Annotated in this window: 12 protein-coding genes, 1 tRNA gene and 2 pseudogenes; 7 read left to right on the forward strand and 8 right to left on the reverse strand. The window is 65.0% G+C overall.

Annotated features, from left to right (window positions below; translation table 11 throughout):
• Nucleotides 1–38: 38 nt before the first annotated feature.
• Both PE067_RS05930 and PE067_RS05935 read left to right on the forward strand, forming a co-directional pair.
• Entirely contained in the window at nt 39–500 is a 462-nt protein-coding gene (locus PE067_RS05930) for a nucleoside deaminase (RefSeq protein ID WP_276188262.1), read from the forward strand.
• Between the two features lie 142 nt (nt 501–642).
• Nucleotides 643–4,081: pseudogene (locus PE067_RS05935) on the forward strand (pyruvate carboxylase).
• 56 nt (nt 4,082–4,137) lie between these two features.
• Here the strand turns inward: PE067_RS05935 and PE067_RS05940 are convergent.
• Nucleotides 4,138–4,581 carry a hypothetical protein gene (locus PE067_RS05940; RefSeq protein WP_276188263.1) on the reverse strand — a complete coding sequence of 148 codons (444 nt, stop codon included), beginning with the start codon at nt 4,579–4,581 and terminating at the stop codon, nt 4,138–4,140.
• Entirely contained in the window at nt 4,574–5,068 is a 495-nt protein-coding gene (locus tag PE067_RS05945; RefSeq protein ID WP_276188264.1) for a DUF5671 domain-containing protein, read from the reverse strand. Before PE067_RS05945 ends, PE067_RS05940 begins: the two co-directional genes overlap by 8 nt.
• Before the next feature lie 336 nt (nt 5,069–5,404).
• Here PE067_RS05945 and PE067_RS05950 point away from each other — a divergent pair.
• From PE067_RS05950 to panC, 3 genes and pseudogenes are all read left to right on the forward strand, one after another.
• Nucleotides 5,405–5,479, forward strand: a tRNA-Gly gene (locus PE067_RS05950).
• Nucleotides 5,480–5,949: 470 nt separating this feature from the next.
• Nucleotides 5,950–6,781 (forward strand): annotated as a pseudogene (gene panB / locus PE067_RS05955) (3-methyl-2-oxobutanoate hydroxymethyltransferase).
• Nucleotides 6,778–7,626: a pantoate--beta-alanine ligase gene (panC, locus tag PE067_RS05960; RefSeq protein ID WP_276188265.1), complete on the forward strand. Its 849-nt coding sequence runs from the start codon at nt 6,778–6,780 to the stop codon at nt 7,624–7,626. Before panB ends, panC begins: the two are co-directional and overlap by 4 nt.
• A gap of 89 nt (nt 7,627–7,715) precedes the next feature.
• Here the strand turns inward: panC and sulP are convergent, their stop codons facing one another.
• From sulP to PE067_RS05990, 6 genes are all read right to left on the reverse strand, one after another.
• Nucleotides 7,716–9,431 (reverse strand): sulfate permease, encoded by a 1,716-nt coding sequence (gene sulP / locus PE067_RS05965; protein ID WP_276188266.1) that lies wholly within the window; start codon nt 9,429–9,431, stop codon nt 7,716–7,718.
• Nucleotides 9,432–9,437: 6 nt separating this feature from the next.
• Nucleotides 9,438–9,857 (reverse strand): DUF6691 family protein, encoded by a 420-nt coding sequence (locus tag PE067_RS05970; protein WP_276188267.1) that lies wholly within the window; start codon nt 9,855–9,857, stop codon nt 9,438–9,440.
• On the reverse strand, nt 9,857–10,282 hold the full coding sequence (locus PE067_RS05975) for a YeeE/YedE family protein (protein WP_276188268.1): 426 nt from the start codon (nt 10,280–10,282) through the stop codon (nt 9,857–9,859). The genes PE067_RS05970 and PE067_RS05975 overlap by 1 nt, the downstream gene beginning before the upstream one ends.
• A gap of 43 nt (nt 10,283–10,325) precedes the next feature.
• Entirely contained in the window at nt 10,326–10,634 is a 309-nt protein-coding gene (locus PE067_RS05980) for a metalloregulator ArsR/SmtB family transcription factor (protein WP_276188269.1), read from the reverse strand.
• A gap of 3 nt (nt 10,635–10,637) precedes the next feature.
• The gene (locus PE067_RS05985; RefSeq protein WP_276188270.1) at nt 10,638–11,519 is read right to left on the reverse strand and encodes an MBL fold metallo-hydrolase; all 882 of its coding nucleotides are present in this window, start codon (nt 11,517–11,519) and stop codon (nt 10,638–10,640) included.
• An 83-nt stretch (nt 11,520–11,602) separates the two neighbouring features.
• The gene (locus PE067_RS05990) at nt 11,603–12,298 is read right to left on the reverse strand and encodes a fumarylacetoacetate hydrolase family protein (protein WP_276188271.1); all 696 of its coding nucleotides are present in this window, start codon (nt 12,296–12,298) and stop codon (nt 11,603–11,605) included.
• 190 nt (nt 12,299–12,488) lie between these two features.
• Between PE067_RS05990 and fabA the strand changes: the two genes are divergently transcribed.
• Together fabA and fabB are read left to right on the forward strand one after the other, a co-directional pair.
• Nucleotides 12,489–12,998, forward strand: a complete 510-nt coding sequence (gene fabA / locus PE067_RS05995) for a bifunctional 3-hydroxydecanoyl-ACP dehydratase/trans-2-decenoyl-ACP isomerase (RefSeq protein WP_276188272.1) — start codon at nt 12,489–12,491, stop codon at nt 12,996–12,998.
• Nucleotides 12,999–13,019: 21 nt separating this feature from the next.
• Complete coding sequence (fabB, locus tag PE067_RS06000; RefSeq protein WP_276188273.1) at nt 13,020–14,252, forward strand: beta-ketoacyl-ACP synthase I; 1,233 nt, start codon at nt 13,020–13,022, stop codon at nt 14,250–14,252.
• Nucleotides 14,253–14,258 lie beyond the last annotated feature (6 nt).

Raw genomic sequence — 14,258 nt, forward strand, 5'->3', positions numbered from 1 at the left:
GTTCTTGCGCGAAAGGCCCCGGCGCGCGACAAACGCGCATGGAAAACCGCCCCCCCTTTCACAGCCAGATGGCGTTGGCACTGGCGCAGGCCCGTGCCGCCGCCCGGCGCGGCGAGGTGCCGGTGGGGGCGGTTCTGGTCGGCGCCGACGGGACCATTCTGGCGCAGGCGGGCAATCGCACGCGCGAACTGTCCGACCCGACCGCCCATGCCGAAATCCTGGCCATCCGTCAGGCCTGCGCGATTCTGGGCAGCGAACGGCTGCCCGGCGCGCAGCTGTGGGTGACGCTGGAACCCTGCCCGATGTGCGCCGCCGCGATATCCGCCGCGCGTATCCGGACGCTGTATTACGGTGCGGATGACGCAAAAATGGGGGGGGTGGCCCATGGCGCGCGCATCTTTGATCATCCACAATGCCACCATCGACCGCAGGTCTATGACGGGTTTTGCGCCGACCAGTCACGCGAACTGTTGTTGCAATTCTTTGCCGGACGACGCTGAGCCGTCCGGTTTCGCAATACACGCAACGGGCCCGCAATGCTTGTTGCAGAATTCGCAACAAAAGTTGCAAATGTTGCATCGCGCCGCTTGCGCCGCATCGCAGCATGCACAGGATGCCGGAATGACGCGCAGGGGAGAGCCGATGTTCAAGAAAATTCTTGTCGCCAACCGCGGAGAAATCGCGATCCGTGTGATGCGGGCGGCGAACGAGTTGGGGAAAAAGACGGTCGCCGTCTATGCCGAAGAGGACAAGCTGGGCCTGCACCGCTTCAAGGCGGATGAGGCCTACCGGATCGGCGAAGGGCTGGGTCCGGTCGCGGCCTATCTGTCGATCCCCGAAATCATCCGCGTTGCCCGCGAATGCGGTGCCGATGCGATCCATCCGGGCTATGGCCTCTTGTCGGAAAACCCCGATTTCGTCGATGCCTGCCATGCCGCCGGGATCACATTCATCGGCCCGTCGGCGGATACGATGCGCGCCCTTGGCGACAAGGCCAGCGCGCGGCGCGTGGCGATCGGCGCGGGCGTGCCGGTCATTCCCGCGACCGAGGTTCTGGGCGATGATTTCGACGCGATCCGCACCGAGGCCGCCGAAATCGGCTATCCCCTGATGCTGAAAGCCAGCTGGGGCGGCGGCGGTCGCGGGATGCGGCCGATCAATTCCGCCGATGAACTGGCCGAAAAGGTCCGCGAAGGCCGGCGCGAGGCCGAGGCGGCATTCGGCAATGGCGAAGGCTATCTGGAAAAGATGATCCTGCGCGCCCGCCATGTCGAGGTGCAACTGCTGGGCGACAGCCACGGCGGGCTTTACCACCTGTTTGAACGCGACTGCACCGTGCAGCGCCGCAACCAGAAGGTCGTCGAACGCGCCCCGCGCCCCTATCTGACCGACGAGCAGCGCGCCGAAGTCTGCGGCCTTGCGCTGAAGATCGGTCAGGCGGTCGGCTATCAGAACGCGGGCACCGTCGAATTCCTGATGGATATGGACAGCCAGCAGTTCTATTTCATCGAGGTCAACCCCCGCGTTCAGGTCGAACATACCGTCACCGAAGAAGTCACCGGCATCGACATCGTGCAGGCCCAGATCCGGATCGCCGAAGGCGCGACTCTGGCGCAGGCCACCGGCCATGCCAGCCAGTCCGACATCACCCTGTCGGGCCATGCGCTGCAATGCCGGGTCACGACCGAAGACCCGCTGAACAACTTCATCCCCGACTATGGCCGCCTGACCGCCTATCGCTCGGCCACGGGCATGGGCATCCGTCTGGACGGCGGCACCGCCTATGCGGGCGGTGTGATCACGCGCTATTATGACAGCCTGCTGGTCAAGGTGACCGCATGGGCGCAGACCCCCGAACAGGCGATCAAGCGCATGGACCGCGCCCTGCGCGAATTCCGGGTGCGGGGCGTCAGCACGAATATTGATTTCGTCATCAACCTGCTGAAACACCCGACCTTTCTGGACGACACCTATACGACGAAATTCATCGACACGACGCCGGATCTGTTCCAGTTCCGCAAACGCCGCGACCGCGCCACCAAGCTGTTGATCTATATCGCCGATATCACCGTCAACGGTCACCCGGAAACCGCAGGCCGCCCCCTGCCCCGGCCGAGGCGCGCATTCCGGTCGCCCCCGCGCCCCGCGCGGAACCGGCGCCCGGCACGCTGCAACTGCTGAACGAACAGGGACCGCAGGCCGTCGCCGACTGGATGCTGGCGCAGAAAAAGCTGCTGATCACCGACACGACCATGCGCGACGGCCACCAGTCGCTGCTGGCTACCCGGATGCGGTCGCTGGACATGATTCGCGTCGCGCCCAGCTATGCCGCGAACCTGCCCGATCTGTTCAGCGTCGAATGCTGGGGCAGGGCGACCTTCGACGTGGCCTATCGCTTCTTGCAGGAATGCCCGTGGCAGCGCCTGCGCGACCTGCGCGCGCGCATGCCGAGACCTGATGACGCAGATGCTGCTGCGGGCCTCGAACAGGGTCGGCTATACGAATTACCCCGACAATGTCGTGCAGGAATTCGTGCGTCAGAGACAACCGGATCTGGCGTCGATGTGTTCCGCGTCTTCGACAGCCTGAACTGGGTCGAAAACATGCGCATCGCGATGGATGCGGTGATCGAGGCCGAGCAAGGTCTGCCGAAGCCACGGTCTGCTATACCGGCGACATTCTGGACCCCGACCGCGCCAAATACGATCTGAAATACTATGTCGGCATGGCGCAGGAATTGCGTGATGCGGGCGCCCATGTTCTGGGCCTGAAGGACATGGCGGGCCTGCTGAAACCCGCCGCCGCCCGCGTTCTGGTCAAGGCGCTCAAGGAAGAGGTCGGCCTGCCCGTCCATTTCCACACCCATGACACCGGCGGCATCGCGGGCGCGACCGTGCTGGCCGCGGCCGATGCGGGCGTCGATGCGGTCGATTGCGCGATGGATGCGTTTTCGGGCAATACCTCGCAGCCGACGCTTGGGTCCGTGGTCGAGGCGCTGCGCCACACCGACCGCGACACCGGGCTGGATATCGAGGCGATCCGCGAGATTTCCAACTATTGGGAAGCGGTGCAGGGCCAATATGCGGCCTTTGAATCGGGTCTGGATGCCCCGGCGTCCGAGGTCTGGCTGCATGAAATGCCCGGCGGCCAGTTCACCAACCTCAAGGCGCAGGCGCGCAGCCTCGGGCTGGAAGACCGCTGGCACGACGTCGCGAAAACCTATGCCGAGGTCAACCGCATGTTCGGCGATATCGTCAAGGTCACGCCCTCGTCCAAGGTCGTGGGCGACATGGCCCTGATGATGGTGGCTCAGGGCCTGACCCGCGCGCAGGTCGAGGATCCGGGCACCGAGGTGTCATTCCCCGATTCGGTGATCGACATGATGCGCGGCAATCTGGGCCAGCCCCCCGGCGGCTGGCCCGAGGCGCTGCAGCGCAAGGTGCTGAAGGGCGAGGCGCCCCTGACCACGCGCCCCGGCGCCTCGATGGAGCCGGTCGATCTGGAACAGACCCGCGCCGATGTCTCGGACGAGTTGGAAGGCATGACCATAGATAACGAGGACCTGAACGGCTATCTGATGTATCCCAAGGTCTTTCTGGACTACATGGGCCGGCACCGCATGTATGGCCCGGTCCGCACCCTGCCCACCCGGACCTTTTTCTACGGGATGGAACCGGGCGAAGAAATCGAGGCCGAAATCGACCCCGGCAAGACGCTGGAAATCCGCCTGCAAACCATCGGCGACACCGATGAAAGCGGCGATGTGAAGGTGTTTTTCGAACTGAACGGCCAGCCCCGCGTCATCCGCGTGCCGAACCGTCTGGTGAAATCGACCGCCAGCGCCCGGCCCAAGGCCGACCCCGCGAACCCCGGCCAGATCGGTGCACCGATGCCCGGCGTCGTCGCCACGGTCGCGGTGACCCAGGGCGCCCGCGTCAACCCCGGCGACCTCTTGCTGACGATCGAGGCGATGAAGATGGAAACCGGCATCCACGCCGATCGCGCCGGCACGATCAAGGCCCTGCATGTCCGCCCCGGCGAACAGATCGACGCCAAGGATCTGATGGTCGAAATCGAATAAATCCGCCAGATCACAGGAACCGATGGGGGCCGCGCAACCGGCCCCTTTTTCATGCGCTAGCCATCCGCGTTTGGCGACGCATCAAGGACGGCATCCGGTCGCCAGACGCGCAGATCGCGGCAATCGGGATCCGCGCCGATGGATTCATTCGCCCCCTGCTGGTGCGGATCCGGAGGCAACTCGAACCCCGCGCACAGGCGAACGGTTCGCAGGTCCAGAACCTCATAGCGATAGGGCTGCCCGGTATAAGGGTCCAGCATCCGGGGCGGGTTGCCGCAGCCCGCCACGGCCTCGGGACTGGCAGGCAGCGGGCCGGTGCTGCCTTCCACGGCGCAGCCGACATGCCGGGCAATCTCGCGCAGATCCCGCATGCGAATGTTGTCGCGATATTCCCGGCGCGCGTGAACCGGTCCGCCCGTCAGGGCAAGCGCGGCGACGACAAGCCCCGCCGACAATGCGGCGATCCCGACGGTCGCCACTGTCCTCAACCGGTCACGCATCCATTTCGTCCCGGTAATAGCCAAAGATCAACAGCGCGGTCAGTGCAACCAATCCGGCCTTCAGCGCAAAGCGCAGTGTCAACTCGCCGCTGAGCAGCGAATAGATCGTCATCGCAAGGTCGGCCAGCAGGACCAGAGAGGCCGCAAACAGCGTGATTGTCGCCAGCCAGCGGCGCACCAGCGACCGGCGCCGTGGCATGCCATCGCCATCCATGCGGCGCGCGCGACGATCCAGCAGCAAGAACAGCGGCACGAAAGTCAGCAGCGCCGCCACGCCCCAACGCACCGCGCTGCTCGCCTGACGGTTGGCCGCATCCGCATCTGTCACAAGCCGGTCGATCAGGTAAAAGCCAAGCGAGCAGATATGTCCGCAGACCACCGCCAGCGACAGGAACAACAGCCCGAAAAGCAGAGCCTCGCGCGCCGAAACATAGGGGCGCGGGCGCGGCGCGGGCGGCATGCCGGGCAAGATCGCCCAGCCCTGCAACGCCAGCCGTGCCTCGGATTCGCGCCAGCCCGCCTCGATCAGCGCCGCGCGGATGGGATCGGGGGCTGGCCTGCGGACAGGGCTTCGCGGACAAAGCCGGTCAGCGGATCGGGGGCCTTCATCTGCACCTCTGCCGTCGAAAATGCGGCAAGGCCAGCATTCCGGGTAGGTCCGATCTTGTCAATTCCGGTGCCTGTTCGGGGCAGTTATCGCGAAAATCCGGGGAAATCCGCCTTGGTGACAGAAATTTCAACAAACCCGGTTTTTTGCCCTTGCACCCCCCGCAACGTTCAATAAATCACCCCTCACCGGCGGGGAACACCACCGGGATGGAGTGCGGGCGTAGCTCAGGGGTAGAGCATAACCTTGCCAAGGTTAGGGTCGTGAGTTCGAATCTCATCGCCCGCTCCAGAAAATCATCTGAAAATTTGGTTTCCCTTCGGGGATGTCGCGATGGTCGGGCATTGGTCCGACGTCGACGTTTCGCCGTTGGTCTGCTGCCGAATGCGGGCGGGGCACAGGCCTTGCATTGGCATATGCGCCCAGATCCCGCACCCCTTCGCCGCGAAAAAGATCGCCGGACAAGAACGGGAACAGGAATAGATTTCCGCGCCGCATTATCCCGAAATCGAAACGCCCGCCCTGATGGTGCGCCACAATCAAACCCGATGCAGATCGCCTCCGGGCGAAATTCACCCCGCGATTGCGGGAAATGGCATCACCCGGCAGCGCCTGCCAAGGCGCCCCGCCCGCAATCCGGGGCAGTTGTGATCACATCCGGCATTTCATTCGAAACGGCTGCGATGACGGAAAAAATGGTCTCGGGGCTGGTGACCTGCTATCTGCATCCGCGACAGGGATTCGTCGCAGGAGGAGAACAGATGAGCGCCACGCCAGGGACCACGGGGCAACTGACCCCGACCGATATCCGCGCCCGCAAGGGGCGCGAGCCGATCGTCTGCCTGACCGCCTATACCACCCCGGTCGCGCGTCTGGTCGATGCCTCTTGCGATATCGCGCTGGTCGGCGACAGCCTGGGCATGGTGCTGCACGGCCTGCCCTCGACCCTGGGCGTCACGCTGGAGATGATGATCCTGCACGGCAAGGCCGTGGCGCGCGGGTTGCAGCGCGCCTGCATGGTCGTCGACATGCCCTTTGGCAGCTATGAGGAAGGGCCGGAACAGGCCTTCCGCAATGCCGCGCGGCTCATGGCCGAGACCGGCTGTCAGCGCGGTCAAGCTGGAAGGCGGGCAGCACATGGCCGACACCATCGCCTTTCTGGTGGCGCGGGGCATCCCGGTCATGGGTCATGTCGGGCTGACGCCGCAGGCGGTCAATACGCTTGGCGGCTACAAGGTGCAGGGCCGTGGCGCGGATGGCGACCGCGTGCTGGCGGATGCGCGGGCGATCACCGACGCGGGGGCCTTCAGCGTGGTGCTGGAAAAGCTGCCCGAGGATCTGGGCGCCCGCATCACCGGACAGATCGCCGTGCCGACCATCGGCATCGGTGCGGGCGTCGGCTGCGACGGGCAGGTGCTGGTCGTCGATGACATGCTGGGGCTTTTCGCCGATTTCCGCCCGAAATTCGTTAAACGCTATGCCGAATTCGCCCGCGACGGGCAGGACGCCATCGCCGCCTATGCCGCCGATGTCCGCGCGCGGCGCTTTCCCGCCCCCGAACATTCCTTTGCCAGCACCGGAAAACCCGCATGAGCGCGCCGATCCTGCCCGATCTGGCCGATCTGCGCGCCGCCGTCCGGCAGTGGAAAGCCGACGGTCAGGTGATCGGTGTCGTCCCCACGATGGGCGCGCTGCACGACGGCCACCTCAGCCTTGTGCGCCGCGCGCGGGAAAGCTGCGACCGGGTGATCGTGACGATCTTCGTCAACCCGCGCCAGTTCAACAGCGCCGAGGATTTCGCCAGATATCCCAGGACCGAAGACAGCGATGCCGCGCTGCTGGCGCCCCTTGGCGTCGATGCGGTCTTTGTCCCCGACGCGGCGCAGGTCTATCCGCCATCCCATGCGACGGTCGTGTCGGTCTCTGGCATCAGCGAACCGCTGGAAGGCGCGCATCGTCCCGGCCATTTCGACGGCGTGGCGACGGTGGTGACGCTGCTGTTCAACATGACGCAGGCCGACCGCGCGTATTTCGGGGAAAAGGACTGGCAGCAGTTGCAGGTCGTGACCCGGCTGGTTCAGGACCTGAAACTGCCGGTCGAGATCATCCCCTGCCCCAGCATCCGCGCGGATGACGGGCTGGCCCTGTCGTCGCGCAACCAGCGCCTGACGCCACAGGGCCGCGCGCAGGCCGCCGCCCTGCCCGCCGCCCTGTTCGAGGCCGCCCGCCAGATCGAATCCGGCACCCCCGAACAGCAGGCGCTGGCATCGGCGCTGGCCACCATTGCCGATGCCGGTTTCGGAGAGGTCGAATATCTGGAACTGCGCGATGCCGCCACGCTTGGCCCGGTCCTGCCCGACCGGCCGGCGCGGCTGCTGGTCGCGGCATGGCTGGACGGGGTGCGGCTGATCGACAATGTCGGCGTGACCCTGCCCTAAAGCATTTTCAGCAAAGCGGATGCCGGTTTCGCGCCCGAAAATGCCCAAGAACAAAAGCCTGCGGCATTTCGGCATGTCAACGAAGCGCCCTAGCAGCGCCCCTCCAGCACGCAGGCGGCCTCGTGCTGGCTGAGAAAGACCCGGCCGTTCAGCGCGTGCAGCAATTCGGTGCCGCGCAAGCGGTCCATGACCGGCCCCTTGACCTCGGACAGGTGGAAACCGATCCCCGCCTCGGTCAGGCGCCGGTTGATTTCGGTCAGGCTTTCCAGGGCCGAGGCGTCGATGGCATTGATCGCCGAACACATCAGCACCAGATGGCGCAGTTCGGTTCGTTCCGCGACCAGCGCCGAAACCCGATCCTCAAGATAGCGGGAGTTGGCGAAATACAGGCTTTCATCGACGCGGAGCGACAGGACTTCGGGACAGGTGCGGACCTCGTGGCGGCGGATGTTGCGGTAATGCTCGGTCCCCGGAACCTGCCCGACGACGGCCATATGGGGCTTGCTGCTGCGATACAGATGCAGGACCAGCGACAGCACGACACCCGCGACGATGCCCAGCTCGACCCCGGCCAGCAGCGTGGCCAGAACGGTCGCGGCCATCGCCGCGAAATCCGACCGCGAATAGGCCCAGACCCGCCGCATCGCCCCGACATCGACCAGCGACAGCACGGCGACGATGATCGTCGCGGCCAGCGTCGCCTGCGGCAGATCGGCCAGCAAGGGGGTCAGCAGCAGCGCGGCCAGCGCGATGCCGATCGCCGTAAACACGCCCGCCGCCGGGGTTTGCGCCCCGGCATCGAAATTCACCACCGACCGCGCAAATCCCCCCGTCACCGGATAGCCAGAGGTCAGACCCGAGGCGATGTTGGCCGCCCCCAGACCCAGCAATTCCTGATTCGGGTCGATCCTCTGGCGCCGTCGCGAGGCCAGGGTCTGCGCCACCGACACCGATTCGACAAAGCCAACGATGGAAATCAGAAAGGCGGGCAAGGCCAGCGCGCGGACCATCTGCATGTCGATCCGCGGCAGCCCCGGCACCGGCAGCCCCTGCGGGATGGCACCGACGACAGGCACGCCGCGCGTCGCCAGTTGCAGCCCCGCCGACAGCGCGACGGTTGCCGCCACGGCCAGAATCGGCGCGGCCTTGGTCAGCATCCCGGCCGGGCGGGAGGGCAGGCCCGCGCGCGTCAGCACACCCTTCAGCCGGGTCCGGGCAAAGACCAGAAAGCCCAGCACGCCGACCCCGATCATCAGCGTGATCCCATTGGTCCCGGCGCCATGTTCGACCAGCCCCCGCAGGATCTGTGGCAGCGTCTGCCCGCCGCCCGATATGCCCAGCAGGTGACGCAACTGCCCCGCAGCGATCAGCAGGCCCGATGCGGTGATAAAGCCCGAAATCACCGGATGTGACAGGAAATTCGCCAGAAAACCCAGACGAAACAGGCCCATGGCGACCAGCATCAGCCCCGACATCAGCGCCAGCACCACGGTCGCCGCGATATAATCCGCCGTCCCCTGTTGTGCCATCTGCCCGATGGCCGAGGCCGTCATCAGCGACACCACCGCCACCGGCCCGACCGCCAGCGCCCGGCTGGTCCCGAAAACCGCATAGGCGACCAGCGGCAGGATCGAGGCGTACAGCCCGACCTCGGGCGGCAGTCCCGCCAGCATCGCATAGGCCAGCGATTGCGGGATCAGCATGATCGTGACGATCACCGCCGCCAGCAGATCGCTTTCCAGCGTCTGCCGGTCATAGCTGCGCGCCCAGTCGAGGATCGGCAGATAGCGGCCAAGGCGCCTCATGCCGGATCACCCCGCCGGGCCGCGCAGCCTGCGCGCGGCCATGATGCCGGCCGCCAAGGCGGCAACGAACATCAGCGCCGCAGGCTCGCCCAGCCCCAAGGCCGGGATCGAACCGCCGGGACAAAAGCCGGTGATGCCCCAGCCCATGCCGAAAATCGCCGCACCGCCCAGCAGGGGCAGGTCGATGTCCCGCCGCACGGGCAGGTGAAACGCGCGCGCCAGCACAGGGCCGGGACGGCGCAGGACAAAACGATAGCCAAGCGCCGTCACCACCAGCGCACCGCCCATGACAAAGGCCAGAGACGGATCCCAATTCCCGGCAAGGTCAAAGAAATTCAGAACCTTGGCGGGGTTGATCATGCCCGACAGCGCAATTCCCGCACCAAAGACCAGCCCGATCACGAAACCGCCCATAAGCCGCGCCATCACCATCCCCCCATGACATGACGGATGACGTAAACCGTCACCGCCGTCGTCAGCATGAAAACCAGCGTCGCCGCGATGGACCGGCGCGACAGCCGCGCCAGTCCGCAGACGCCATGCCCCGAAGTGCAGCCGCCGCCCAGTTGCACGCCGATCCCGGCGACAAACCCGCCGGTCACGACCCAGAAGGCCGGAACCGGGCTGTCAAAGGGCAGCGTTGCGCCCAGTCCGACGATGCCCGCAGGCGCCAGAACCGCACCCAGCAAAAAGGCCGCGCGCCAGCCCCAATCCCTTGCCACGGGTGGCAGGATCCCGGTCAGGATGCCGGAAATCCCCGCGATCCGGCCGTGAAGCGCCATCAGCAGCACGGCGGCCAGACCGATCAGCGCGCCGCCCGCCAGCGATGCCCAGGGTGTGAATTCGGTCATTGCAGCCCCCGTTTTCCGTCGCCTGTCTGGTCGTGACGCGCCGCTATCTGCAAAACAGCGCGTGCATCGTGTGGATAAAGGTCTCGACCCTTGGATCGGCCAGCCGGTAAAAGACCTGCTTGCCCTCTTTCCGGCCGACGATCAGCCCCGCCCCGCGCAGGGCGGCAAGCTGTTGGGACAGGCCGGGCTGGCGGATGCCAAGCGCGTCCTCCAGCTCGCGCACCGATCGTTCGCCCTCGACCAGCGCGCAGGCGACCAGCAGCCGGTCGGGGTTGGCCAGCTTTTTCAGAAAGCCCGAGGCCTCTGCGACTTTTTCCCGCATCTCGGCGGTTTCGGGCAAGAGCGGCTGCATCGCCTAATCCCAGACCGCCCCGTCCAGCGCATCCAGCGGGATTTTCAGATACCGCCGGCCATTCGCCTCGGGCGCAGGCAGGCGGCCGCCGTTCGTGTTGACCTGCAGCGCGTGCAGGATCAGCTTGGGCATCGGCAGGGTCCGGTCGCGCGCCTGACGCGCCGCGACATAGGCCTGTTTCGTGCGATGGACCGCGATATGGGTGTTCGTGGCCCGCTGTTCGGCCACGGTCGATTCCCACTGCGGCGCACGCCCGCCCGGCTGGTAATCATGGCCGGTGAACAGGCGCGTCTCGTCGGGCAGGGACAGGATGCGCTGGATCAGATCCCACAGGACGCCGGCGCTGCCCCCCGGAAAATCGGCCCGCGCCGTGCCGCTGTCGGGCATGAACAGGGTGTCATGGACAAAGGCCGCATCGCCGATCACATAGGTGATCGAGGCCAGCGTATGACCGGGCGAAAAGATCACGCGGCCGGGAATGCCGCCGATCCGAAACACCTCGTCATCCGCGAAAAGATGGTCCCATTGCGACCCGTCCGCGGGAAAATCGGGCCAGTTATAGATCTGTTTCCACAGCCTTTGCACCTCGACCACCTTGTCGCCGATGGCCGTGGGCGCGCCGGTCCGGTCCCGCAGATAGGCGGCGGCGGAAAAATGGTCGGCATGGGGATGGGTGTCCAGGATCCACTGAACCCTGTAGCCTTTTTCCGCAATGAACCCAAGGATTTCATCGGCATGCCGCGTCGCCGTCGCGCCGGATTTTTCGTCGTAATCCAGCACGGGGTCGATGATCGCGCAGTCCCCGGTTTCGAGGTCCGCAACGACATATTGGATCGACCAGGTGCGCTTGTCGAAAAAGCCGGTCACTTCGGGATGCCGGGACATCGGGAACTCTCCACAATCGGGTGCCGGAATGGCGATATCAATTGCATATAAACGATTGCGAAAATACGCAATCGTTTTTTCGCCTATTCCGCAGCGCCAATCGACAATGTCACCGGCTCCAACCCGTCGATCTCGGCCAGGATGTCGTCGCCGGGGGACACCGGGCCGACACCGGCGGGCGTGCCGGTCATGATCAGATCGCCCGGTTGCAGATGATAATAGCCCGACAGGTGGCAGATCAGATCGGCGGTGCGCCAGACCATGTCCGACACCTGCCCGTCCTGACGGATAACACCATTGACCCCAAGCCGGATGGCCTGCCCTGCCGGGGTAAAGCCGGCGGCGGGGGTGATGGTGCCGATCACGGCCGAATTTTCGACATCCTTGGCCAGATCCCAGGGCCGTTGCTGGTCTTTCAGCGCGGATTGCAGATCCCGCCGCGTCATGTCCAGCCCGACGGCATAGCCGTGGATGACGGACATCGCCTGCGCGGCGGCAATGCGAAAGGCCGGGGCGCCGATCGCGATGACCAGCTCGACCTCGTGATGATAGTTTTCGGTGCCCGGCGGATAGGGCAGGACCTGCCCCGACCGGGCCAGCGCAAAGGCGGATTTGGTGAAATAGAACGGCGCTTCGCGATCGACCTCGGACCCCATTTCGCGGGCATGATCGACATAATTGCGCCCGACGCAAAAGATGCGCCGGACGGGGAAAACCGCCGTCTGGCCCAGAACGGGCAGGTCCGGGGTCTGCAGGGCGGGAAAAACACGATCGGTCATCGGATATCCTTTGCAAGCTGCCGCACAGCGGCGATCCGTCGCGGAAAAAAGGCGCGCATTGGGGCGCCATCGCCGCGATTCCCGTGATAAATTTCTGCACACTTGCACGTATTGTGGACGCGATGATAGACCGAACCACAACACCTCGGGGCAGCCGCCCCTTTGGAAAAGGCGACAGGCAGATCAACATATGACCATGAATCGGACCAGTTTTGACATAGAAGATCTGCTTGCCCGCGCGCGCGGCGAGCTGTTTGGTCCGGGCAATGCCCAGCTGCCAGAGCCCCCGATGCTGATGATGGATCGCATCACCGAGATTTCCGGCGACGGCGGGTTGCATGGCAAGGGGCATGTCATCGCCGAATTCGACATCCATCCCGACCTGTGGTTCTTTACCTGCCATTTTCCCGGAAATCCGATCATGCCGGGCTGCCTTGGCCTTGACGGGCTGTGGCAGTTGACCGGGTTCAATCTGGGCTGGCGGGGCTGGCAGGGCCGCGGCTACGCGCTTGGCGTCGGCGAGGTCAAGCTGACCGGCATGGTCCGCCCCGACCGCAAGATGCTGCGTTATCACGTCGATTTCACCAAGGCGATCCAGACCCGCCGCCTGACCATGGGCGTGGCCGATGGCCGGGTCGAGGCCGACGGCGAAACGATCTATGAAGTCAAGGACATGAAGGTGGCTTTGTCCGCCAGCTGACCCAGAAAAAAGGAGGACGTCATGCGTCGCGTCGTCGTCACCGGGCTGGGGATCGTCTCGCCCATCGGAAACAATGCTGCCGAAGTCACCGACAGCCTCAGGGCCGGCCGCTCGGGCATCGTCTTTGCGCCCGAATATGCCGAGCTGGGCTTTCGCAGTCAGGTCCACGGCATGCCCCGGATCACGGTCGAGGATCATATCGACAAGCGCAACCTGCGTTTCATGGGCATGGGTGCGGCCTATAATTTCATCGCGATGGAACAGGCGATTGCCGATTCCGGGCTGGAGGAAAAGGATGTGTCGAACGAGCGCACCGGTCTGATCATGGGATCGGGCGGGCCGTCGACCGCGAACCTGTTCGACGCCCATCGCACCGTCATCGAAAAGGGTGCGCCCCAGCGCATGGGGCCTTTCATGGTGACGCGCTGCATGTCCTCGACCACTCCGGCCTGTCTTGCGACGCCGTTCAAGATCAAGGGCGTGAATTATTCGATCACCTCGGCCTGTTCGACCAGCGCGCATTGCATCGGCAACGGGGTAGAACAGATCCAGTTGGGCAAGCAGGACATCGTCTTTGCCGGAGGCGGCGAAGAACTGCACTGGACGCTCAGCTGCCTGTTCGACGCCATGGGCGCCATGTCGTCGAAATATAACGACACGCCCGAAACCGCGTCGCGCGCCTATGATGCGACGCGCGACGGCTTTGTCATCGCGGGCGGCGGCGGCGTGGTCGTGCTGGAGGAACTGTCCCACGCGCTGGCACGCGGCGCCCGGATCTACGCCGAGGTCACCGGATATGGCGCGACCAGCGACGGCTATGACATGGTCGCCCCGTCGGGCGAGGGTGGCGAGCGTTCGATGCGCCTGGCCCTGTCCACGCTGCCCGAAGATCGCAAGATCAGCTATATCAATACTCATGGCACCTCGACCCCGGTTGGCGATGTCGGCGAAATCGACGCGATCCGCCGGATCTTTGGCATGGGTTCGACCCCGGTTGCTGCCTCGACCAAATCGCTGACCGGCCATTCGCTTGGCGCGACCGGCGTGCATGAGGCGATCTATTCGCTGCTGATGATGCAGAACCGCTTTATCGCGGCATCGGCCAATGTAACCGATCTGGACCCGCAGATCCGCCCCGAGGAAATCGCGCTGAAGCGCGTGGATGATGTCGATTTCGATCTCGGTCCTTTCCAACAGTTTCCCGGCTTTGGCGGCACCAATGCGACGCTGGCATTTTCGTCTTACCGCGATTGATATAAG

Source organism: Paracoccus sp. DMF-8, assembly GCF_029309835.1.
GTDB lineage: Bacteria > Pseudomonadota > Alphaproteobacteria > Rhodobacterales > Rhodobacteraceae > Paracoccus.